Origin of the sequence: Streptomyces sp. NPDC047981, from assembly GCF_040653315.1 — a bacterium.
Taxonomy (GTDB): Bacteria; Actinomycetota; Actinomycetes; order Streptomycetales; family Streptomycetaceae; genus Streptomyces.
Window position 1 is genome coordinate 1 of record NZ_JBEZNQ010000087.1, and the last position, 23176, is coordinate 23176.

Below are 23176 nucleotides of genomic sequence, written 5' to 3' on the forward strand. Positions count from 1 at the left end.
CCGCAGGTGCTGGGGGCCGGAATGCTCCACGAACAGCTGGAAGGTGCCCCGCTCGATCGGAAGCCGCCCACCCAGCTCCTGACAGACGATCTCGCAGTCACCTTCGGTGACTGCGGGCTGGCCCGGCCCTGTCGGGGAGCTCGCGTCGACCGTGGGGGCCTGGTCGTGGGCTCCACACCCCCTGCGGGGGTGTTCCTACTGGTCAGAGAGCTGCTCGGTTGCTTTCGGTCCGGGGGTTCGATTCCGTCCCCTGCGGGGCCGGCCTCTCCGTCCTGCGGTACCACGCTCTCCATCTTCGTCACAGCATGCAGGCAAACCGGGCCCCTGTCCACCCTCCCTGCGGTCGGCACACCGGACACCCACAGTGCCACCACGGGCCGCACGCCGACCGGCATAAGGTCTACACCACTTAGACGGCAGCAAGAGGGGAGGGGGTCACTCGGGGCCGGAAATCGAGTATGAGGAATCCTCAAAAACCCACCACACACACCCACATGACAAAACCACAAAACCCGGCAACCATACCCCAACTGACACTCCAATAAAACCCCATGCACAAACCACAAAAGACAAGACATCAAGGAAGATGCAGGAATCGCATTCGGGCATTCTGAATCCGCATTCAGTGACCCCAGAAACCCAGCCTGATCGAACCAGGGGGCGGTGCTCATCAGGAGGTCGGGAACGAAACAGGCCCCGTCGGCGGTGGGGGCTGACGGGGCCGTTCGTCGCCTTGCGGCGATAGGTGGAGGCGGGCCTGCGGTCCCGCTTCATGCTGAAGAACGAGCCGCTCCGTGTGCGGACACGTTGTCGCCTTGCCCGCCTCCGCGGAATGCCTTCTAGGACATGCCGTCGCTGCGCCTTCCGAGCGGGCGCCGGCCTCTCGATCCCGAGGCTCCCCCACGGGGAGCAGATCTGGCGCATCTCCAGGTCCGGGGGGCGTTCGCCGGCAGCCATGAGGAGGTCGGCGTAGCCGCTGTACATGGCGCAGCCTCCCCGGTGCAGCACGGGCGTACCGGCCAGGGAGGGCTCGATCTTCCATCCGCTCCGCGCGCGACGGCCACCCGCCGGCCCTGCTCGCGCTCCTGGGCTTCGAGTTCGGTGATCTCGCGGCGCTGGTAGTCGAGCCAGGCCAGGACGGCACGCTTCTTCTCCAGGCGCTCGGAGATCGGCATGTCCCGCACGACGCCCTGCCTCCTTCTATGCGGCCTCGACGACGGGCGGCAGGGCGTCGGGGTGGTTCTTCAGCTCCATGCGGGCCTTCACCACGTCGTCGCCCTGCCAGATCCGCCAGCACGCGTGCGTTCCGCCTCGGTGTAGCCGGGGCTGTCCTCGCGGCCGCCACCCGCCTTCAGGCACCCGGCCACGGCCAGCACCAGGTCCCCCACGGGGCCGTGGGGGACCTGGTGCTGCGGAGCATAGAAAAACGGTGGGTCCCTATGGGACCCACCGTTCCGCGAAACGTCTTTGCGGTCAGGCCCGGACCGGGGGCCTGTGGGACAGCGGAAACCCCAGGGTGTCAGCCCTTTTGCAGGGGCCCGCAGAGTGTCGCCCCGCAGGTGTTCGCTACGCCTCCACCCCCGAACCCTTTAAGTCGGCGTACCTGGCCGGCCCGTATCGGGTGAGTGCTTCAACGTGTGATCACACTAGCATGCCCCGAGCATAGGCCGCAAGACTCACCGTTTTAACCCCACTACCCTACGTGAAGAACACCCTGAAAATACCAATCTAGCCAATGAACCCCTACGCTTAGACCTCGCTAGGCGCTACGCTTAGCTTAGGGACTACGAGATTGACTATTTGCAAGGAAGCTATCTTGTGAGCCGGGTAAATAATCCAAGGTCAGACCCGCAGGCAGTCTTTCTCCAGCGCCACGCTGCGAAGCAGGCCCGGGAGCGAGCGGGCAACGCCACCAGCGCTGCCGTGCGGTACCGATTCATCGCCCGCAACGGTCCCGAGGAGGACCCGCCGCCGCTGGCGCGGCTCCTCAGAGGCAGTGGTGGCCGCGGAGGGAAGACACGGCTCCAGCTGTATCTGTCGATGCTGTGGCTAGCGCGGAACGAGAGCAAGCCGGTCTTCTCCAACCCGGCCCAGGCATGGGCGCTGCTGCTCGGATACGGGAACAGCGCCCCCGGCACCCGCCGAGTGCAGGACGCACTGAGCTGGCTTAACCGCGAGGCGTTCGTGGAGTTGAGGCGACGGCCTGGGGCCTCCTCCGCCGTCCACCTCCTGAGCGACGCGGGCACCGGACGCGCCTACGAGCCCCCCGGGATCGCCATCAAGCAGGCAAAGAACCGGGCGCAGCGCGAGGAGCATCTGTACGTCCAACTGCCGTCATCGCTGTGGACCAACGGATGGATCATGGAATTGAGCGGTGCCGCGATCGCGATGTATCTGGTCCTGCTGCACGAGCGACGCGGAGAGAACAAGCAGGTCTGGCTCTCCCCGCGTATCGGCCGCGAGCGCTACGACATCAGCGACGAGACCCGCCGAAAAGGCCTCAGCGAGCTCGCCCAGCACGAGCTGGTCAAGGTCTCCCGGCGCCCCCTGCACCAAGGGCTGTTCGAAGACGAGCTCCGCACCCGCAACGTCTACGACCTCAACCCAGACACTCTCGGCCGCCTCGAACCCGGCCAGACAGCCGCTCACCACTTCAGCCAGCCCGCACCCTATGACCCCTTCGAGGGCATCGACGGCAGTTAACAGATTCGGCTCCCTACGGGGAGATCGTGACAACGCCCCCAGAATTCGAGCCGGCGCCGATCCGGGGGGCGGCTTCCCGACGGCGAGCAGGAGGGTCGGGTATCTGGCCTACGTTGGCGCTGGCGGCATCGCCGCCGCGGTACTCGCCGGCCTCGCGGCGTCGGGATTCAGCATCCCCACCCTTCGCCGGGAGATCGGCAACTAGTTCAGGAACGTGGTCTTCTCGACCTTGGCGGGCGCGGTCCAATCCACTGTCCAGGTCACGGTGGCCCGGCCCGCGTACCGCTCGTCGGGCTTGTCGTGCGCGAGCTGCTCGTAGAGGTGGCCACACGTCAGGGAGGGGGTCTTGCCCCTGTCGGGGGTGTAGCGGGTGCCGGGGCGGTTGCACAGGTGACGATTCGCCCATGTCCCAGCGGACCGAGGTGGCCTTCGGTCACGGTGACGCCGTCGGCGGTCGCGGACGCCGTGATGGGGGCGAAGGTTGTCGGAGAAGGCAGGCCGGGCAGAGGCGAGCCGGTGCGGCGCGGACGCACTCCGGGTCAGGCGCCGATGCCGACAGAGGCGACGTACGCGTAGGCGGCGTAGTCGGAGTCGAGATCGGTGATGACGTCGTCCCAGATCTCGTCCATCAGCTCGTCGTCCTGGTCGGCGTAGGCGTCGACGAGGTCGTTCCAGATGTACCGGACGGTGATCGAGCGCTGGGACAGGGTGGGGCGGCGGCGCTGCTCGGGTACCTGGGTCTGGTCGACGGGGTAGATCTCCATGCGGCGGCCGCGGCCGTTGTTGTCGAGGTGGCGCTTGAGCCATCCGGAGCGGATCAGGTTCGCCCGGCGGCGCTCCCAGTAGGCGCTGTCGATGCGTTCCAGGTTCGCCTTCGAGGGCTTGGACTTGCCCCGCATCCACGACTTGATCGTCCGGGATGTGACGCCCTGGTTCTTCAGTGCCTCGCGGCCGGCCGCGCTGTCGAGGTAGCGCAGCCGCGCCGAGAGCCCGCGGTGGGACGTGACGGGCGAGGAGATACCGGACGAGTAGACGATCCGGTTCAACTCCAGGATCAGGGCTTCACCGCCTTTGATCCCGCGGGCGTTGTATCTTCCGAAGTCGCCCCAGCGGCGCCACAGTTCTGATGAGCCCGCCATCAGCGCCTACCTCCGAGGATGTAGGTGTCCTTTTCCTTAACCTGGTTCAGGTGCCGGCCCTCCGGAAAAACTGTGCGCCAGTCCCCCACGACGTGGAGTTCGTCCGTGCCGGAGATCTCGACGATCTGGAGGCCTGCGCGGTGTGCCTTGTGGGATTTCATCCAGAGGTTCGCAAAGGCCTTCGCGCGGATGATGTGCATCCAGTCCGGGCGGCGAATTTCCCGGTTTGCGCTGGACTCGCCGATAGTTGACACGAACTTAGAATACATGGCCTTGACGTAAGCCACCGTCAGTTCGTCGCCCCCGGCGATAGCGTTCTTGCGGGTTTCCGCCAGGGCGCGGCGGAGCTTTTCCAGCAGCGCTTCGGAGGCGCCGGAGACCAGGGAGCGGTGGATCGTGGGGGCGTCAGCGAGGCCCTGGCGGGCGCAGTCGAGGAGTAGGCGGAGGGTGGACTCGGTCACCCACAGTTCGCCGGGCTCGATGCGGTTGCCCAACGGGTTGGGTAGGTCGGTGTGTTGCCAGGTGGCGGGGGTGATGAGGTGGACGCCGGCCTTCTTGGGGTTGTGTACGCCGCTGGTGTCTTCGAGGAGTTGGCCGATGGGGAGCCAGGACTTGAGTGCCGAGAGATAGGCCGCGTTCATGTCGAGGGCGGTCACCTCGATCTGCTCGCCCTTCTTGGCCGCGGCGAAGAGGTCTCGGTTACGCCATTTCGGGCGGCCTTCCCAGATGTCGTCGGCGCCTTTCTGGGAGCGTTTTTGCAGGATTTCGTCGGTCGGTGGGAATTCGGAGTGCTCGTACCGGCCGCCCACCCGGGACTTCTTCAGCAGCGTCATCACATCCGGGATCGCACGCTTGATCAGCTCCGCGTGCGCCGCGTCGACGTCCCCGGAGCACGCGGCCAGGACCTCGTGCACCGTGTCCGTGATCTGCTCCACCAAGGTGGTGGAGGCGTAACCCGGAGCAGATGTGCGGGAGTTGACCTGCGCGGCGACCGCGGCGGGCGGAGCAGTCGGCCCGGGCGCGGGCGCGGTCTCAGGGGCGGGCGGAGCGGCCTGGGGCGGCGGCGCGGCCGGCGAGTCGGGGACGGGCGCCGTGACGTGCTCCTCGGCGTCGGTGGGAAGCACGGCGGCCGTGGCCTGGTGGGCGTCGGCGGCGAGGGCCGGGCAGTCTGCAGGGTTGAGGTGCTGGGGGTAGCCGTCCACGTCGTCGTACGCCGGCTCCCCGCACAGGACACACCGCCCCACCGGCTCACGCTCCGGCGGCGAAGGCTGCGCGTGCGCGGGGAGCTTCACAGGTGGAGCGGAGAGCGGGGGCAGGCTGCCCGGGACGATGCCGTGAAGAACGGCCACAGCGTGTGTCGGGCCTGCGAGGAGGTCTAGGACGTGGAGCTGGTAGTGGGCGGCCAGGAGGTCGACGTCCTCCAACGACCAGTGAGCGCGGCCGGCTTGCTTGCGGGACACCTGCGCCTGGGACTGGCCGAGCCCGGCAGCCAGGTCACCCTGCCGTTCGCCGGTACGCGTCATCAACGCGGCGACCGTGAGACGGAGGATCTCTTCAGTACCCATCACCATGATGCAACCCTAGAACAGTTGATGCGGAAAACGCATCAGAAATGCGTAAACCGCTTCACTGATTTGGACGGTGCCGTTCATGGGTCGCCCGCTTCGGCGCCGATTGGGTGCGCGGGCACCCGCCCTATCGCGAACGCAGGCCGCGGAGCTCCGTCGCATTCCGGGCGTTGTACTGCGCCGCCCACTCAGGGATGGCGACGTCCGGCGCCCCGAAGCGCCTCGGCCACGGTCACGCTCGGGTGCGTTATCAGGCGTCCAGCACAGTGACGTCGGGTTTCGTGCCGAGACCGGCGAGAAGAACGATCGTGGGAGTAGCGCGTGCAGCAACCCGCCTGCCCTGTACTTCGTGCTGGAGTGTCCTCACCGTTGCATCGGACCACGCGGGCTTGGACGTGGCCAGGACGAGCCCGGTTGCCCCAAGGGCAACGCAGCCCTCAATGAGCTTGCATGCCTCGCGCTTCTGCTCCTTGGGAGTGCCCCCGAGGGCATTCCCGCTCTTTGCTTCTCCGAGCCACACCTTGTCCAACGTGGCGAGGGCGAAGTCAATCTCCACGAACGGGCTGCCGCTTCGGAGTACCTCGAACTCCTCGCACACCAGCGCTGGGCGGGCCCAGTGCTGGGTTCGAAGGAACTGGGTCGCCAGCAGGGGCACGTCTCCGTCATTCTCGACGAGTTCATGTACCGCTGGATGCAGTTCGTAGTACCAGCCCGGCTCAGGGAGGGGCGATTTCCACCGTCCCTGGATCAGGCTGTTCTCACCACCGCATCGCCGGCACGAGTAGGCTTGAGTGATCTCAGCGAGCGGGTAGAACTCAAAGATCGGGCAGTGGCAGCAGCCCAGGACGAGCCCACGCCGGACGACTCCCTGACTCACCCATCTGTCCAGGTCGGCGCGCCTTGCGTGCTCATTCCAGTCCGTCTTCTTGTACGCAGCAACCGCATCCCACGACAGCACGAGCCCCGACTTCAGGTTCCACGCACTGCCTGGTGGCAGCTCCCAGTCCGCCTTCTTCGACGTGAACGCACGAAGCACCGGCCACCCGGGGCTGGAGGCAAGCTGTTCCAGCTCGGTGCGCGAACCTAGCAGCCTCTCCGCGATGGCGGCCCGCTTCCCAGCCGCGCTGGGGCGGATCTCTACGGCCTGGGCTGCGGCAGCGTGCTGCAGAACCTTCCCGATAGACGGCCAGGACAGCCTGGGAGCCGCTAGCCGCCCGGCGAGAGATGCGCCCGCAGAAACGAAGTCGAACCGATGGGACCAATAGGTGATCCCGCCATCCGCAGGCCTGACGAAGGTCTCCCACGGGTTCTGATCAGCTGCAATCACAGCGGAGCTCGCCAGTGCGTGGAGAGGCGGCACGGGATGGTTCTTAGCCGTGAGCGTCACCTGCCATCGGTGCCGATCGGGGTCAAGACCGGCAGGGACCTCTCCCGGCAAGCTGAGCGCTGCGGCGAGGGTTCCCCCTTCGCTCACCAGCACCGGCAGCGAGCGCGGCTGCTCCCAGGCGTCGCGCAGCACAACCATCTGCCGGCAGGAGAAATCCACCTCCGCGGAAGCCACCACCTCAGGAGCCACATCGCGGTCGGGGTCCACGGACGGGATACGCAATCGCCAGCTGGCGGCAGCCCTTTCCCGCACCTCGTCGGAAGTCAAGGACGCGCTCGTCGCCAGGATCCGGTCCTGTGTGTAGGACCGGACGTAGAGCCATCCCTCCGTCCGGGACGGCTCGCTCCACGGAACCCAAAAGACACGGCTGTGCGTCTGCCTCAGCGCCTCGGCCAGGGCGTAGTCCTCGGGCCTGCCCCCGAACACGAGCAAGGCGTCCCGGTTCGGGATCCCACGCTGGACCGATATGCACAGCGCCGCTTCGTGTGACCTGACAGCGAGGGCATCCGGACCTGCGGCCACACGGACCTCGGCTACCGCCTCCGGCTCAGCCTGGTGAACCGTGGCTGCTTGCCACGCGGAGACATCTGCCTCCGCCATGCCCAACTGCTCTTGCACTCCTATCACCATGGCGAAGGACAGTGCCTCGGTCGTCGTCACCAGCCCACGCGGCACCCCGTACAACGGCACCTGAGCCACATCCCCAAGCGCAGTGAGCTCGGACGGGGAACAGGCATCGAAGAGGTGAGTCAGCTGAACATGATCCTCGCGTCGGTTCACCCCCAGACGCGAGCGCAGGGCTTCAGCGGCTTCCTCAGCCTGCCCCACGAGGGCGTGGCTCCAGACTGTTTCTCGCAGCATCTGCGTGGCCGCCTCACGAGCCGCCGGGTCCTCGACCTGCTGACCTGCGATGAGTCGATCCACCAGCCCCGGGAAGAGCTTGTCGACCGAGTCCCACGAGGGGTGATAGGCCACAACGTGATCTGGTCCGAACTGAGCCAAAGCCCGCTCCACCCCGCCGTGACCCACCGCGGCTGCGGGAACGACCACGCTGCCACTGCCTCCCCACATCTGCGACACCCGCATAAGCCCAAGTGCCATCCATCGCACCCAGTCCTCGTCATGCGGGACCACGACCACCAGCCGCGGAGGACGCGCCGACACCGACAACGGCACAAACGAGTACGCCTGCTCACGCATCCACGCAGCATCCCAGCCACGCGCCCCAGACGAAGAAGAATCAAGCAAGATCCCCATTCACACCATCCAGTGCTGCACTGGAACAGTCATGTCCCGTGGCAGCCAGCGGCACAGGACATACGCGCCTTACGGCAGCAGCCTCGTCACCTCCTGGCAGCCAAGACCAGCAGCCCCGCCGGGCACAAAGCAGGAACAACAGCCTCGACCATGCTGACGATCACCGCTGCCACCAACCCACCCCTTCACGGCTGCACAGGTGTGTCGCCCCACGCCAGTGACACCGGACCTCATGGACTCCCCAGCGGCGCCGGGGGCCGCTCAGATGCCCCCGAGCCGGCGGCATGCCGCCTCGACCAGGGCGCTGCCGGAGTGCGCGAGGGAGTCGGTCAGGACGGCGTCGATGACGTGGGCTGTGATCTGGGCGAAGGCGCGGAAGTTGCCCCGGGCGCAGCGTTCGTCGGCCCGGGCGATGTGCTGTGGCGGCACCCTGCCCCAGAGCGGGTGGAAGGCGGGCAGGACGGCCTGGGCCTGTGCGCGGGTGAGCGGCGGGATGTGCCGGCGGGTCAGGATGCGGGAGGCGAGCTCCGGAATCCGCTGGAGGGCTTGCGTGCTTCCCGTTCCGGCCAGGACGAGGGTGGTGGGTGCGCCGGGGTCGGCTGCCAGGCGGCACAGGTACTCCAGGGCGGGTGGCGAAAGCCGCTGGATGTCGTCGCACACCAGCACGTGCGGGCTGCGCAGCGCGGTGGCCAGGGCCTGGTCGGTGGTGTTGCGCCGGTTGTCGGAGCGCACCTTGAGTGCGAGTGCTTCCGCGATCGCGTGGCGCAGCTGGGAGACCGTGGCGCTCACGGGTGTCTGGACGCGGCGGACGGCCGGGCCGGGCGGCAGGCAGGTGAGGGCGTACTGCAGGGCGATGGTCTTGCCTGCTCCCGGGGCGCCGTCGATGTTCATCACGCCGCCGGCGGCCACGACGTGCCGCAGGGCAGCGGCGGTCCGTTCCAGGGTGTCGGTGACCACGACGTCCGCTTCGGGGATCAGCGTGTCCACGCCCGCCGCGGCGCAGTCGGGGCCGGCCACGAAGGGGTGGTCGCCCTCGCAGGGGCAACGGCGGGCCCGGCCCAGGGGTGTGGACAGGTCGGCGGCAGGGCGGGGACCCGGCTTCCGGCCGCGGCGCAGGTCGCCTTCGGCTGCCAGCAGAGCGTCCATCCGGGTCCACGTCGTCTCGTCCCAGGCGGGTGCCTTCAGCCACCATCCCGCGCGGGCGGGCGGGGTCCGGGGTGGGGGTTCGTCGCGGGCCTGCCACAGCCAGCGTGTCACCGTCTTCACCGGCACACGGGCAAGGTGCGCCGCGGCCTGGCGGTGCGGACCGAACAGCCGGCCTGCCTCGTCGATCGCGAGGAGGCGCTCGACCAGCACCGCATGGGACAGCATGCCCTCCCGGATCACCTGCGCCATCCGTCAGCCCCTCACCGGACGAAGGAAACCGGCGCCGTCGTGGCGGCCGGGGTCGGGAGCGTGCGGACCCTCGCACGCTGCCCGCAGTGCTCGATCGATGGGCTGTTGGGCGCGGCCGCCGTGCCGGCGGTCATCCCAGGCGGCTGAAGGCCCACCGCAGAACCTCCCGGTCCACCCGTGCACGCCCTGTGCGGGCCAGGGCGGTACGCAGATGGGCAGTCAGTCTCGCCCAGTTGCGGAAGTTGCCGTGGGCGGCGTGCTCGTCGGCGAAGGTGATGTCTCCGGGGTCGGTGTCCTGCCAGATGGGGTGGAAGAGAGGGACGACCTCCAGGACCTCGTTGGGGGTGAGGCGGGTGAAGTGCTGCCAGATGAAGATCCGGGAGGACAGCATCGGCTCGCGGTGCAGCACGGTGTGGCAGCCCTCGCCGCCGACGAAGATGATCGCGAGTTGTGTGGCGGGTTCGTCCCACAGGTAGCGGAAGTACTCGAACGCCTCTCCGCTGAGCCACTGGGCCTCGTCGACCAGGAAGGTGCGGGGGCGTTCGGCCAGTGCGGTCTTGAGCAGGCGGTCGAATTCGCTGGGGTGGCGTGGTGGTTCACCGGGCAGGCGGAGCGCGGTGAACAGTTCGTAGCGCACCGCGCGGGCGGTGGGCCGGGCACGGAAGGTGATCTTGTGAATGTCCTCGCCGGGTTCGAGTTCGCGCAGGCAGGTGTTGACGGCGAGGGTCTTGCCGAAGCCGGCGCCGCCGTGGATGCACATCATGGCGCGGGCGGCGACGGTGTCGCCGATGTTCTCCCGGGCGGTGAGCAGGGCGCGGGTGGCGACCACGCAGGCGTCTGGGAGGTCGGCGTACTGGTAGGTCGGGGCGGTCACCGTGGTTCTCCCTCGCCCGTGGTGTCGGCATCGGCGGCAGCGCCCGGGCTGTGGGCGTCGGCAGTGCCTGGACGGGGCTGCTCGTCAGCGGCCGGCCCACTCTCAGGGGTGCGGCGGGTGCGGGCGGCGAGGGAAGGCGGGGTGCGCCAGCCGGCGGGCGGCGCGGCCAGGGGGATCAGGTCCGGCAACGCCAGCCGGGACAGGTCCGAAGCCTTGCCCTCGGCGAGCTCCCGTCCCGCTTCCCGTGAGGTGAGCGTCAGCAACCGCTCGGGCCGGCCGGGCCGGGCCTGGGCGCCGTAGCGCTCCTGCTGGACCGCGGCCAGGTCCTTGCGCAGGCGCCGGCCGCGTGCCGCACGTGCGGAACGGACCGCGCTGATCTGCTCCGGGCTCGCCTGGTCGGCGAGCTCGGCCGGGCCCAGGTATCGGCTCGTGGCGGCGTCGAACACCTCGATCCGGCGGTCGTGGTGCGGCATGAACCGGACCCGCACCCGCTCACCCGCCAGGCCCGTCATCCACGCCGCCACGTAGTCACGGTTCCTGAAGCGGACGCCCTTGGTGGAGAGCACCCGGACACGGCCGTCGTCCTCCAGGGTGAACGTCCACAACTCGTCCGCGCTGATCTCGCGCAACGGCGTCGGATCCGCCTCCCACGCCTGAAGCGGAGAACGGCCCCTCAACGGCCCCGGGTGGTGGGAGGTGTTCCACCAGGCCACCCAGTCCAGCAGGCGGGTGGTGAAGTCCTCGAAGTCCAGGAGCACCTCGTCCTTCGGCCGCGCCCGGCGCCGGCCCGGGCGCGGCTGGCGTACGAAGCCGGGCAGCGCGGCCAGGAACATCGACTCCACCGCCCGGTTCAAGCCCTCCACGGTGCCCTTGAGGTGCGGGGTGTAGGCGGGCAGGTCCTCGACGGTGACGTCGAGTGCGTTGAACGCGGCGGTCACCGTCCTCGACAGGAAGTCCTTGCCCCGGTCCACCCGTAGCTTCTCCGGGAGCCCGCCCTGCGGCCCGAACGGCTCCTCACGCACCACCGCCGCCCGGAGGGCGGCCAGGACCGACTCCCGCGACGGATGCCCAGGGGTGACCGCCACACCCATGATCGTGTTCGACGCGCAGTCCACGAACCAGGTGACCCACGGCCGGCGCGCAGCGCCCTCGACGTCGACCAGGACCGGGGCCTGGACGTGATCGGCCTCCCAGACCTGGTTCCGCCATCCCTGCGGCCGGGCCAGGAACACATCATGCTTGCGGGCCTCACGCTCACCGCCGGCAAGCCCCGCCCGCTCCCCCGCAGTCAGGTCACGCCGGATCGCACGGTGCAGCGTCGGAACCGACGGAGGCGGATCACCCTCACCCCGAGCCGCACGAGCACTCAACTCACGGTGCACAGCAGCGACGTTGCCCTTCCACAGCCCGAGCAGAGCCCGCACCTCTGGGGTGACCGTGAACCTTCCCGGATACGGTGCCCGCTCCCCCGGCGCCAAAGCCGCAGCCTCGTCCTCCTCGGCCGCGGCCAGCCACCGCCACACCGCCCGCTCCCGCACACCCAAAGCATCCGCCGCCACCCGAACATGCCGGGTCGTCAGCTTCCCCTCCCCGCGCAAGGCCAACAGCCGGCGTACCGCAGGCCCCCGCAACGCCCGCACCGACACGGCCGGCAAAACCGCGTCCGTATCCCCGCCCGACCCCGGCGGGTGAGTCCCCTCATCCACCCCCCGATCACACCAACCACCCACCGGCCAGCGGATCAGAACTCACAAAACTGAGACAGCGTCACACGTACCGCGATAAAGACCCACGACAGCGAACCCCCACCGGTCTCTCACCACCACGACAGTGCCCCCCCACCCCCTAAAAGACCCCCCGACCAGCATCAACACATCCACAACCGACTGCCTCTCACACCACTGTCCCCAAACCGAGAAATCGCACCTGCTGTCGGAGCTTTCGGCGAGGAAGAGCTGGACGTGCTCCGTCAAACCGCGCCTGACCGTCACAACTCGCCCGCCAACGGCATCAGCGGCTTGTTCGCCATGCTCCGAGCGTCACCGGGTTGAGCGTGGAGGGGAGGACGCACGAACTCCGGCTCCCTCAGACTTTGCCTTCCATGAGAACCGTGCGATGCCCCCCGAGCGCGCGGGAGAGACCTTCGAGGAACCCGGGGCTGAAATCGGGCCAGTCCCAGAACTCGAAACCGAGATACCCGAAGGCGAAGTAGTCATCCGACCAGGTCCACACAGTCAGGTCTCCACGGCGTCGACAACGCAGGCAGGCGACTGCCGCGCTGCCTGTGTCGCTCCAGGCGCTGATGGCCTCGCCGAAGGGTTCCCACGCACCCTCGATCTCCTCCAGCCGGGCGGTGTAGAAATCCACCCGCGCGGCACAATAGGGGCACACTGCGAACATGGGTTCGCCCTGACCACAGTTGAATACGGTGCGGCTGGTCTCGATCCTGAGTCCGTCGCTGGGCTCCCAGTCCTCCTGACCGACCGCCATGGCCCAGGCGGGACCGGGCGGATGCCCCGAGGGCGCCCCGAGAACACAGTCGGTGAGCTCGGCCCGAACTATCCCCTCCGTGACCAGCCAGTCGAGTCCGCTGCCTGCCAGGGCGTGGGCGTCCGCTTGCGTGGCGTCGAGGTCGACGACGGTCTGAAAATAGCTACCCATGAGGCAACCCTAGAAGCAGCCGCCGACAGCACGTCACGGAGCCCATTCATTGGATCCGGCAGAACAAGGGTGCCCTTCCGCCAGCAGATGAAGCCGCTTCTCGACGCCTACGCCGCCCAGCTCACCCGAGCCGTCGACGCTGCCCGCTCAAGTCGCCAACTCGCACGCTCACTCGCCAACTGAAGCGCTCAGTCGCAGCTCGGCGTTTAGCGGGCTCTCGGCCTGGTCTGTCCGGGGAGCGGTCGCCCGTCACGGGCCCTGTGTGGCGGTCTGACGGACGATCAACCCCCGCCGCACCCAAAGGGAGACTTGAATGCGGCGGGGAGGCCGCGAGACGGCCGTACAGGGGGTCAGACAGGGGTGGGCTCGGGATCGGCTGCCTGGGCAGCAGCCACAGCCGCGTCGCGTGCAGCCTCCCACTCGGCCTCCGCCGCGAGCTTGGCCTTCTCCGCCTCGAACCGGCACCTGCGGCACAGACCTTGTGTCACGACCGGCTGCCCGCAGGGGTTGTCACCGTGGCCGGGGCACACGCCGACGTCGTCCGTGGACTGGGAGCAGGTGATGCAGCGCACGGTGTCGGCGATGACTCCGCGACCGCAGCCGTCGGCGCAGGTGGGCTGCTCGCCCCCGAGGCAGACGGAGCACAGGTCCATCCCGGGCAGGGCAAGGCGTGGGCACACGCCTCCGTCCCCGGCGCAGGGGCGGTGCCGGCCGATCCCCGCAACCTCCGCTTCGAGCCGCGCCCGCTCATCAGCCCAGGAATTCGGGGCGGGGGTCTCGTCCCGGCCCTCGAGCTCCTGTGTTGCCGAGCTGCCCATCGACTGCGCGGGAATCGGAAGGACTCCAGCAACGGGCCCGACCGCGATCAGGTCCCGCAGCCGCCGCGAGACCACCGCGGCGACCGTGGCCCGCAGCGGCCGGGGCAGGGACTTGGACACGAGCGCGTGCCGGATCTCCTGCGGGGTGAACCCGGCATCCAGCATCCCCGCGGCCGGGCCAGGAACACATCATGCTTGCGGGCCTCACGCTTACCGCCGGCAAGCCCCGCCCGCTCCCCCGCAGTCAGGTCACGCCGGATCGCACGGTGCAGCGTCGGAACCGAGGGAGGCGGATCACCCTCACCCCGGGCCGCACGAGTACTCAGCTCACGGTGCACAGCAGCGACGTTGCCCTTCCACAGCCCGAGCAGGGCCCGGATCTCCGCAGTGACGGTGAACCTTCCCGGGTACGGTGCCCGCCCCCCGGCGCCGCAGCCGCAGCCTCGTCCTCCTCGGCCGCCGCCACACCGCCCGCTCCCGCACACCCAAAGCGTCCGCCGCCGCCAGCCGGACATGCCGGGTCGTCAGCTTCCCCTCCTCGCGCAAGGCCGGCAGCCGGCGTACCGCCGGCCCGCGCAACGCCCGCACCGACACAGCCGGCAACACCCACCCCGGCCGATCTGCGCGAGCAGGCCACCGCGATCAGCACCGGAGGCCGTACACACTCCGGATCACTGTGACCGGGTGGTCCAGGCCGAGCGTGTTTGATCACGGTGATGGGGATCTCTGAAATCGGCCAGGGCCGCTCGTCACCTCTCTTGGTCAGACGTTCAACGGAGTGAGGAGCTTCAACGGGCAGTTCCGCGTACACCCACCGAGGCCACCGGCTCGACGTGGGGTGTGTGGGTCGTGTCGACCGGGCAAGGGAGCCATCGGGGTCCACCGCGTGAGCCGTTTACGCTCTCGGCATGCAGCGCAGCGATGTCACGAAGGGCGATGGCTCGTGGGTGGGCCTGTCCCTGGACGTACAGGGCCCCCACCAGCCGGGGCTGTGCGTGTTCAGCGCCGGGCCGCGGCTCCTGGTCTCCCAGTTGTCGCGGCCTGTGTTGATCGCCGTTGTCGACGAGCGGCTCCAGGGCGTGGATTTCTGGCGCACCGACGAGTACCGCTCGTTCGTCCCGCCGTTGCGCGCCGATGTGGGGCGCGCCCTGGCGGGAAGCCCGCAGCGGTGGGCGCACCGCTTTTCGCAGTACCTCAGCGACTCACCAGGCAGCCCGTTGCACGAAGGCCGATGGCTGCTCTCAGGCGACAGTCCGCTCCGCCGCCGGCATCACTCCGGCACCTCGCATGCCGAGTACTGGAGTTCGATGCTCGTCGGCGGCCATCCGGACGGCTTCATCGACTGGTACCTCCATTCAGGTTCGTGGGAGGTCCTTCCGCTGCGGCCGATGCCCGGTGCCGACGAGAGCCGGGTCAAGGCGTACCGCAAGCAGGCCCGTGAGGGAACGCTGCCACCCGTCCTGTTGTGGTGGGTCAGTGGCCTGGACTGCCACCTGGTCCTCGACGGTCACGCGCGGCTCGCCGCGGCGATCGCCGAATCGGTCGAACCTCCGCTGCTGCAGTTGCACCGCGCGGTGCCGCGCGATGACCTGGCCACGCGTATCGATCAGGCCGTGGGCTTCTACGAGGACGAACTGGCGCGCTTCGCCGGACTCCGTGACGTCCACGGTTCCACTGTCCCGGACGGCGCCGCCACCGCCGGCCCTCAGCTTGTCCGTCTCCTTGACGACCTGAACACCGCGGCACAGCCGACCTGGGCCTGGCCCCTACCCGGCGGCGAGGACCCGTGGCATCGCATCGCACGCGAGGTGACAGCCGGCCAGGACTGGCCCCATATCTGAGCCCTGCCGAATCTCTCCCGCTTGCTACGCCCGGGTGTACCGCCGCGCCGCCACGAGCGCACACAGCTATGAAAGGGCATCTCTCCCCGTCACGAGTTCTCACGCGTACGCGGGGCCCCGGTGGAAGCCGCCATCAGCAGGCAGTCCGCGGCCGAGTTGGCCCGTCCCGCCCTGGAACCATCCGGCTGCGGGCGACGTGGGGACATCCACTGAGCACCACTGAGCGCCGGTTGGGGAAACCAGGATTTCAAAGAGCCTCGTCAACGGGCAACGACAGTTCTTGAGTAGCTCTCGAGAATCGTCACGAGATCCCGTTCGGCCGAGAGGCTGGGCGGGATGATCTCGGCGTTTGTGGGGTGTGTTCGAGGAGGTGCCCGAACGCGGACGGGGCATCAGGCGGTTGCCCGGCGGAGGATCGGCCTGGGTTCGGGTGCGTGAGGAGCGTCGGAGCTGCTGCTGGGCGTGCTTGAGGTCGTCGTGTCGTGCTGGGGCGTCATGTGCTCGTGTGGACGGTCGTCGGCGGCCGGGGTGGGGAGAGCCCGTTCGTGACGAGGGCCCTGGGAGCCGTTTCGGAGGGCACCATGATCACGTCGGCAGGATCCTCCTCGGTTGTGGTGCCGGCGGTCTGGTACCAGGTGAACAGCATGTGCAGGTGGGCGCCGCAGACCACCAGGGCCTGCCGGCTGGGTGGAGGTAGTGCCGGTCCTGGCGGAACTTGTCGCTCCTGCCCAGGTCGCCGGGCCGGACTGTGTTCGTCGGTTTCCGGCGGATCAGCGGCAGTTCCTTCTCGGGCGGCGCTCGCGGGCGTTCGGCCTGGGGAATGGGCACGGTGCCGTTTTTTGGGGGGCAAGGCCACCGGAAGAAACGGTGTACCTGCTCGGCCCGCCTTGTCCCTGGAGGGGAGGTTCGCACCCCAGTGCGGTCGTGTTGGTCGGCACAAGCGCGTCGACGACCGCACAAGCCTATGCGGCACTTCTCCGAGAGCCCTCGTGATCGTCGTCACCCCGCCAGGCGCCGGCCCGTCGAGCTTCAGCCGGCGAAGGCCCCGTTCGGCGTGCAGGCCGAGGCGGAGACGGTGGGTTGTCGCGGGGCACGCAGAGCCGTCCGGCAGGAGGCGGAGCATCTGGAGTTCTCGGCTGCTGAGGGATTGCCGAGGGCGGCAGGACATCGAAGGCGTCTGCCGGTCCACCGTCCGCCACCGTGCCTGAAAGGTCTCAAGATGTGCTGCTCATCAGGCTGTTCGCGGTGGGCGGGGGAAACCCGCCCACCCCTTCCGGTACGTCTTTGTATGGTCAACGTCCCGTCACAGAACGATCATTGAGTGCCCCGAACGCCCTCGACATACTTCAGGGATCCGGGGCGTACGCATGTCTGAATACGCCCCCGTTCGGGCCAGGCCCCCGCCCGCCCGATTCGCTCCTGAGCAGGGGGAGTTTTGCGCACACCAGTGAACAAGGCGTACGCGGTCGCTGTCGCCGCCGCTGCCGCCGTGGCTTTGACAGCGGGTATGACCAGCCCGGTGTCGGCGCAGGACGGCGGCCTCACCACAGCGTCACCGGCCGGCGGCAAGAACGCCGGGCCGGGCAAGAACGTGCACTCCGTCGTCCTGATCACCGGCGACCGGGTCCTCGTGGACGCCAAAGGCCGGATCGCGGGCATCGAGCGGGCCAAGGGCCGGGAGGACATCCCCTTCTTCACCCAGGTCCACGGAGGCCGCACCTACGTGATGCCGCGCGATGCCCGGCGGCTTGTCGCCGACGGCACGCTCGACCAGCGGCTGTTCGACGTCACCGGACTCGCCGAGCCGGAGAGCCGCAAGGCCTACCGGGGCGGGCTCAAGGTGATCGTCGGCTACCAGGGAGCCGCGGCCCAGTCCGCCCGCAGCGACGTGCGGGCTTCCGAGGGCACCACCGTCAACCGGACCCTGCCCTCTCTCGGCGCCGATGCCGTCACCAGCGCCACCGGCAGCACCGAGGCGCTGTGGGAGGCCCTGACCCGCCCCCGGACCGACGGCTCGGCGGCGAGGTCCTCCGGCATCGCGAAGGTCTGGCTGGACGGCGTGCGGAAGGCTTCGCTCGACCGCTCCACCGGTCAGATAGGCGCCCCCGCGGCCTGGAGCCGCTCGCTCGACGGCACCGGCGTGAAGATCGCGGTCCTGGACACCGGTATCGACGACACCCACCCGGACCTGGCCGGACGGGTCGCGGCGGCACGCAACTTCAGCCGCTCCGCGGACACCGTGGACCGCGTCGGGCACGGCACGCACGTCGCCTCCACCGCGGCCGGCATCGGAGCGAAGGACAGCCGTTTCAAGGGCGTGGCTCCCGGGGCGCGGCTGATCAGCGCCAAGGTTCTCGACGACTACGGCTACGGCAGCGACTCCGAGTCCATCGCGGGGATCGACTGGGCCGTGGCCCAGGGTGCCGACATCATCAACATGAGCCTCGGCAGCGCCGACCGGCCCGGGATCGACCCACTGGAAGCCCACATCGACAAGGTCTCCGCGGAGAGGGGCGTCCTGTTCGCCGTCGCCGCGGGCAACCTCTGGGACCCCCGCCCCGGCACGGTCAACTCGCCGGGCACCGCCGAAGCGGCCCTGACCGTCGGTGCCGTCGACGACGACGACCGGCTCGCCCCCTTCTCCGCGCACGGTCCCCGTAAGGAGGACCACGCGGTCAAGCCCGACATCAGCGCTCCCGGTGTGGGGATCACGGCCGCCGCCGCGACCGGCACCCCGGACCAGAACCCGCCTGGCTACGTCGGCCTGGACGGTACGTCGATGGCGACCCCGCACGTCGCGGGCGCCGCGGCGATCCTCAAGCAGAAGAACCCCACCTGGACGGGGGCGCAGCTCAAGGCCGCCCTGACCGGCTCGGCCAAGGGCGGCGCGCACTCGGTCTTCGAGCAGGGCGCGGGCCGCCTCTCCGTCGACCGGGCGATCGACCAGACGGTCCTCTCCGAGGGCGGACCGCTCCACCTGGGTCGCCAGCAGTGGCCCCACGACGACGACGCGCCGGTCACCAAGCAGGTCACCTACCGCAACGGCGGCACCGCCGATGTGACGCTCGACCTGTCGCTCGAGGTGCCCACCGGCGGCGACGGGCAGCCCGCGCCTGCCGGGTTCTTCACCCTGGGGGCGCAGCGGATCACGGTCCCGGCGGGCGGCACCGCCTCGGTGGACCTGACGGCCGACACCCGTATCGGCGGCGCGGTCGACGGCTCGTACGCGGCCACGGTCGTCGCGCACGGGGCGGGCCAGAGCGTGCGCACCCCGGCCACGGTGGACCGTGAGGTCGAGTCCTACGACGTCACCTTCGAGACGGTGGGGCGGCCCGACGCGCCCGGCGCCGTCTGGGGCGCCGATCTGTACGGCTACCAGGGCCTCGCCTCGGAACAGCAGTTCCTCCCGGATCTGTCCTCGGGTTCCGCGACGGTCCGCCTGCCCCGCGGCACCTACAACCTCCAGGCCGACATGCAGGCCGATCCCGCGGACCCGCGCATGGGCCTCGACCTGATCCACAACCCCCGGCTCACGGTGACCGGACCCGCCACCGTCACCCTCGACGCCCGGACCACCCGGCCGGTGACGGTCAAGGTGCCGGACGCGGCGGCTCGGCAGACGCGCGTGGGGATGTTCTACACGGTCTCGACGCCCGAGGCCGGGTTCGCCCAGGGCTTCGACGCGCGGAGCTTCGACAACGTCCGCATGGCACGGCAGGGCTCGGTAGGAGCGGACGCCACCCTCACCCAGCAGTGGTCGGCCCGATGGGAGCGGGGCACGAGCGTCTACCAGACCCTCGCGGGCGGCGTGGTCAAGGAACTGCCCACCGGCTACGAGAAGGTCTACGCGGCCAAGGATCTCGCCCTGCTCACGGTAGGTTTCGGGGCGTCCGCGCCCGGCGTCGCCGGAGCTCTCTCGGCTGAGGGCTCGGTGCCGGACGCGGGCGGCTTCGTCGACTTCTACCCCGCCCACCCGGCACCGGGCACCCAGAAGCTGTATCTGAGCACGGACGACGGGATCGGCTGGAGCGTCACCGCGCTCGTTCTGGGCGAGGCGGACGCCGACGGCGGCCGACCCATCGACGTGGTGTACTCCCTCGGCACCGAGCCCCAGCTGAAGCCGGGGAACACGTACACCAGGAACGTCAACGTCGGTGTGGTCGGACCCCGGATGGAGCCGGGCGAGGGGATCGTCCGCTCCGACGACGACATCCACGGCGCGTTCACGATGGTCAGCGACGGAGCGGGCCACTACGGCAACGCCCGCTACTCCAGCGCGACCACCACCGTCCACCGCAACGGTGTGCTGTACGCGCAGAAGGACGGCGCCGTCGACCGGGAGAGCTTCACGCTGCCGGCGGAGTCCGCGACGTACACGGTGGCGACCACGGTCAACCGCGACCCGAAGTACAACCAGACCGGCACGCGCATCGACGCCTCGTGGACCTTCACCTCGGCCCGCAGCACCGGCGCCCCGACGGAACTGCCCGTCTCCACGGTCCGCTTCCAGCCGAAGCTCGCGCTGGACTCCACCGCTCCGGCCGGCGTCCTGCAGACCTTCCCCGTCGTCGTCCAGGGCGCGGCGGCCGGAGCCAACCTCAAGGCCCTGCGGGTCCAGGTCTCTTACGACGGCCAGAACTGGCGGTCCGTCCCGGTCGTCGCGGGCAAGATCACCGTGCGCGCGCCGGAGACGGGCAAGGCGCTCTCCCTGAAGGCCGTCGTCACCGACAAGCAGGACAACCGGTCGGCGGTCACCGTCCACAACGCCTTCCTCGGCAAGTGAACCTCGGCGCATGAGCAACACCACCGAGCCGGCCCGGCGTCACCCATTCCCCTGGTGGCGCCGGGCCCTCGCGCATCCCGCGCAGAGTACGTGGGATGCCGGGGAGATCACCGAGGGGTTGTAGGGGCTGAGTGATGTCATCGGGTCACGTGAGAGCCACGGAGCCCTTTTCCCACCTCAAGCAGCGTGAGGCGGGAAAAGGCTCACTGGCTGACCATCCGGGAAGGAAACCGGACCAACGTCAGCAGTGAGAAGAGCGCAGGCAAAGGACAAGAGCTACGCGAGAAAACGACTCCAACACCGGCCCCGGCACCGTCGTGGCAGCAGTACGCGCCCGACTGGATCCCTCCCGACGATCGACGCACTCGCCGCGATCGACGCGCGCTCGCCGCGATCGACGAGACCACCGCGTCCCGGATCCTCGGCGGGAGCGCCGGGCGGACCCTGCGGGACCGGGCCCGCGGCCGCGCCCCCCGCACGATCACCGTCGAGAAACTGCCCCGAGTCCACCAGCGCGTCGTGCGGGTCCCACCGGGACATCCTCGACCCCGTCCTCGTCCGCGCGGCCCTGATCGACCTCGCCTGCGAACTCGGCGACCGGATCCGCGGCCGCGACCAGACCGCCGGCAGCCCTCACCCTCGCCGTCCGGCTCGCCGACGACTCCAGCATCCACCGCTCCCACCGCCTCCCCCAGCCCTCCGCCCACACCGAAAACCTGCACACCACCACACCGCAGCCCCTGGACACACTCGCGCTCCACCGCGCACGGATCCGGCACCTCACCCTCACCGCCGACGACCACACCCCGGCCGAACAGAGACCCGGAACGCAACTCTCGGGCGGCCGGCCCCGCGGGGGCCTACACGACAGCGAGCTGAGGCGTGTCTACTCCCCCGTACCGGAGGGCGCGGGGGAGGACTCCAGGATCACCGACCGGCTCGCGCCATCGGAACTCCGAAGGGCGAAGACCGTTGCTTCGTGCGGCTGATCCGCACCCCGGCTGTAGTAGTACAGGCCCGCGTATCTCATCTGCACCTCCACCCCGTCGACCTCGCCGATGACGACGAGGCCGTCATCGGCGTTCGCAGATTCCGGCTTCGGCTTCGGCTTCGGGGTGCCTTCGGCGGTGGCGGCGTCGATCAGGCGGGGCAGTTGGTCGGCGAACGCCGCCGCCAACCGCTGCGGGCTCTTCCCCGCGGCCTCGGCCAGTTCGGCCAACGCGTCCTCGCCACCGAGAGCACCGGTCACCTGCCCGGCCGTGAGCGGCTCATTGGGGCCATCGCCCATCCAGGAGGCAACCTGCTCCCGGGCGATCGAGGTGTGATCACGTTCTGACATGGCACCCAGCCAACACCGTCCCCGAAGGCCCAGCTGGGGCATGGCCTCGCGCGTGCCGACAGGACAACCCCAACAGCCCACCGCACCGCGTTGCAACGCGTGCCGGCCGAAGACCGGCGGTCAGGACTGCCCCGGGCGGGACGGCGTGGAGCCGCTCCCGTGGCACAGGCGCAACCCGGGCTGCGGCCAAACCGTACGTGCGGGAGCAGATCAGCGACGTCCCGCTCAGGTCCACGTCGACCTGGTGGCGCACCGTGCCATCGAACCAGTCGTGCCGCGCCGAGACCGGCGCGTACCGCCAGCGTCCAGCGGACCACACCTCAAGCGCCGGGCGGTCGCCGTTCGGCCAGGTCCACACACACGGCCGCGGCCCGTCCTCGGCCTCACCATCCCCGTCACCTGGGTCGAAGCAGCGCAGCAGAGCGACGACCCGACCGGGCCCGGCTGGCATCGCCTGTGCGACCCCGGCCTTGAGGAGGAGACCACCACCCACACCGTGAAGGCCGGCTCCTGGATCCGCGCCTCGGTGAACCACGTGTCCTGGTTGTCGATGAGGTCGTGCCATGCCTGCGCGGCCGTCATGCCCTGCTCGTAGCAGGCAGTGAGCTTGGCATGTTGATCTTCTGCAAGTAGCTGCTGGCCCACTGGCGTGAGGTTGGGGAAGCTAGGGCTCAGCGAGTCCTGCTCGCCTGATGCTGTCCACCAGGTGCCCTCCCCAGATCAGATCGCGGGGCGCCGGAGCACGTTGGTGGGCTCCCAGTCGCTCTTCCAGAAGGCTTCCAGCCCGTACTCGCTGATGAACTGCCGCTCGACCTCGTGGATGGGGTACATCCCCTGGATGTTGATCACGTCGTGGCCCTCGTGTCCCGGGATGCCGACATCGATGCCCAGGTAGTCGTCCCTGTCGAGGACCAACGGCGCGAACACGCAGAATGCCGTCATCTCCGACTCGGGCACGATCCGCTCACCGAAGTTGATCGTGCTGCCGTAACTGAATGGGCAGGTTCCGCGGAGCTGCTCGGCAAGGAAGCCCACCGCGTGGGCCCAGATCACGTTGGTCGAGTTCACGCTGAGGCAGAGTTCCGGCGAGCCGTTCCGCCAGTCCGGATGTTCTGCCAGCGACAAGCCGTAGGTGAGCGCCGTGAGAAGCCCGTCCGGCAGGTCGTCGTACACGATCTCCGTCACGCCCCGCAGCCCCTGCTTGGTCGACTCGACAGGGAAGAAGCGGGGCTCCCTGCCTCCGGAAAGCCGATCAAGATGGGCGAGGTACTTCTCAACGCGTCCGGCCATGTGTCCAGCCTGCACGATCGCTCACCGGCGCACGCCACCGGGGCCGTCACCAGTAACGCTCCGCAACAGGTCCACAGAAGTTGAGCCAGAGCCGAACCTCATGAACATGGCCTCAGGCCGA

Annotated in this window: 13 protein-coding genes and 1 pseudogene; 4 read left to right on the forward strand and 10 right to left on the reverse strand. The window is 69.2% G+C overall.

Annotated elements, in window-relative coordinates; translation table 11 throughout:
• Positions 1 to 1923: 1923 nt before the first annotated feature.
• Positions 1924 to 2703, forward strand: coding sequence for a hypothetical protein (locus AB0E14_RS33530; RefSeq protein ID WP_362427050.1), 780 nt, complete (start codon positions 1924 to 1926; stop codon positions 2701 to 2703).
• A 539-nt stretch (positions 2704 to 3242) separates the two neighbouring features.
• Here AB0E14_RS33530 and AB0E14_RS33535 read toward each other — a convergent pair.
• The 8 genes from AB0E14_RS33535 to AB0E14_RS33570 form a co-directional block, all read right to left on the reverse strand.
• On the reverse strand, positions 3243 to 3842 hold the full coding sequence (locus tag AB0E14_RS33535) for a hypothetical protein (RefSeq protein ID WP_362427053.1): 600 nt from the start codon (positions 3840 to 3842) through the stop codon (positions 3243 to 3245).
• Positions 3842 to 5134: a hypothetical protein gene (locus tag AB0E14_RS33540; protein WP_362427056.1), complete on the reverse strand. Its 1293-nt coding sequence runs from the start codon at positions 5132 to 5134 to the stop codon at positions 3842 to 3844. The genes AB0E14_RS33535 and AB0E14_RS33540 overlap by 1 nt, the downstream gene beginning before the upstream one ends.
• A gap of 526 nt (positions 5135 to 5660) precedes the next feature.
• Entirely contained in the window at positions 5661 to 7997 is a 2337-nt protein-coding gene (locus AB0E14_RS33545) for a hypothetical protein (protein WP_362427059.1), read from the reverse strand.
• A 318-nt stretch (positions 7998 to 8315) separates the two neighbouring features.
• Positions 8316 to 9449, reverse strand: coding sequence for an ATP-binding protein (locus AB0E14_RS33550; RefSeq protein ID WP_362427062.1), 1134 nt, complete (start codon positions 9447 to 9449; stop codon positions 8316 to 8318).
• Between the two features lie 130 nt (positions 9450 to 9579).
• Entirely contained in the window at positions 9580 to 10323 is a 744-nt protein-coding gene (locus AB0E14_RS33555; RefSeq protein ID WP_362427065.1) for an ATP-binding protein, read from the reverse strand.
• A complete protein-coding gene (locus tag AB0E14_RS33560) occupies positions 10320 to 11555 on the reverse strand; it encodes a transposase family protein (RefSeq protein ID WP_362427068.1) in 1236 nt (411 codons plus the stop codon). The genes AB0E14_RS33555 and AB0E14_RS33560 overlap by 4 nt, the downstream gene beginning before the upstream one ends.
• An 853-nt stretch (positions 11556 to 12408) precedes the next feature.
• Entirely contained in the window at positions 12409 to 12984 is a 576-nt protein-coding gene (locus tag AB0E14_RS33565) for a hypothetical protein (RefSeq protein WP_362427071.1), read from the reverse strand.
• A gap of 350 nt (positions 12985 to 13334) precedes the next feature.
• Positions 13335 to 13967 carry a hypothetical protein gene (locus AB0E14_RS33570; RefSeq protein ID WP_362427074.1) on the reverse strand — a complete coding sequence of 211 codons (633 nt, stop codon included), beginning with the start codon at positions 13965 to 13967 and terminating at the stop codon, positions 13335 to 13337.
• A 743-nt stretch (positions 13968 to 14710) separates the two neighbouring features.
• Here AB0E14_RS33570 and AB0E14_RS33575 point away from each other — a divergent pair.
• From AB0E14_RS33575 to AB0E14_RS33585, 3 genes and pseudogenes are all read left to right on the forward strand, one after another.
• Positions 14711 to 15643 carry a hypothetical protein gene (locus tag AB0E14_RS33575; RefSeq protein ID WP_362427077.1) on the forward strand — a complete coding sequence of 311 codons (933 nt, stop codon included), beginning with the start codon at positions 14711 to 14713 and terminating at the stop codon, positions 15641 to 15643.
• Between the two features lie 1507 nt (positions 15644 to 17150).
• On the forward strand, positions 17151 to 20426 hold the full coding sequence (locus AB0E14_RS33580; protein ID WP_362427080.1) for a S8 family serine peptidase: 3276 nt from the start codon (positions 17151 to 17153) through the stop codon (positions 20424 to 20426).
• Between the two features lie 638 nt (positions 20427 to 21064).
• Positions 21065 to 21415: pseudogene (locus AB0E14_RS33585) on the forward strand (hypothetical protein); the annotation flags it as partial.
• Here AB0E14_RS33585 and AB0E14_RS33590 read toward each other — a convergent pair.
• Both AB0E14_RS33590 and AB0E14_RS33595 read right to left on the reverse strand, forming a co-directional pair.
• Positions 21313 to 21765, reverse strand: coding sequence for a YidB family protein (locus AB0E14_RS33590; RefSeq protein WP_362427083.1), 453 nt, complete (start codon positions 21763 to 21765; stop codon positions 21313 to 21315). The pseudogene AB0E14_RS33585 and the gene AB0E14_RS33590 overlap by 103 nt on opposite strands.
• Positions 21766 to 22485: 720 nt before the next feature.
• Positions 22486 to 23055 carry a suppressor of fused domain protein gene (locus AB0E14_RS33595; RefSeq protein WP_362427086.1) on the reverse strand — a complete coding sequence of 190 codons (570 nt, stop codon included), beginning with the start codon at positions 23053 to 23055 and terminating at the stop codon, positions 22486 to 22488.
• Positions 23056 to 23176 lie beyond the last annotated feature (121 nt).

Excerpts from the sequence above, each read along its gene's own strand:
- AB0E14_RS33535 (WP_362427053.1), bottom strand. The coding sequence starts at position 3,842 with ATGGCGGGCTCATCAGAACTGTGGCGCCGCTGGGGCGACTTCGGAAGA.
- AB0E14_RS33545 (WP_362427059.1), bottom strand. The coding sequence starts at position 7,997 with ATGCGTGAGCAGGCGTACTCGTTTGTGCCGTTGTCGGTGTCGGCGCGT.
- AB0E14_RS33550 (WP_362427062.1), bottom strand. The coding sequence starts at position 9,449 with ATGGCGCAGGTGATCCGGGAGGGCATGCTGTCCCATGCGGTGCTGGTC.
- AB0E14_RS33565 (WP_362427071.1), bottom strand. The coding sequence starts at position 12,984 with ATGGGTAGCTATTTTCAGACCGTCGTCGACCTCGACGCCACGCAAGCG.
- AB0E14_RS33570 (WP_362427074.1), bottom strand. The coding sequence starts at position 13,967 with ATGCTGGATGCCGGGTTCACCCCGCAGGAGATCCGGCACGCGCTCGTG.
- AB0E14_RS33575 (WP_362427077.1), top strand. The coding sequence starts at position 14,711 with ATGCAGCGCAGCGATGTCACGAAGGGCGATGGCTCGTGGGTGGGCCTG.
- AB0E14_RS33580 (WP_362427080.1), top strand. The coding sequence starts at position 17,151 with ATGACCAGCCCGGTGTCGGCGCAGGACGGCGGCCTCACCACAGCGTCA.
- AB0E14_RS33590 (WP_362427083.1), bottom strand. The coding sequence starts at position 21,765 with ATGTCAGAACGTGATCACACCTCGATCGCCCGGGAGCAGGTTGCCTCC.
- AB0E14_RS33595 (WP_362427086.1), bottom strand. The coding sequence starts at position 23,055 with ATGGCCGGACGCGTTGAGAAGTACCTCGCCCATCTTGATCGGCTTTCC.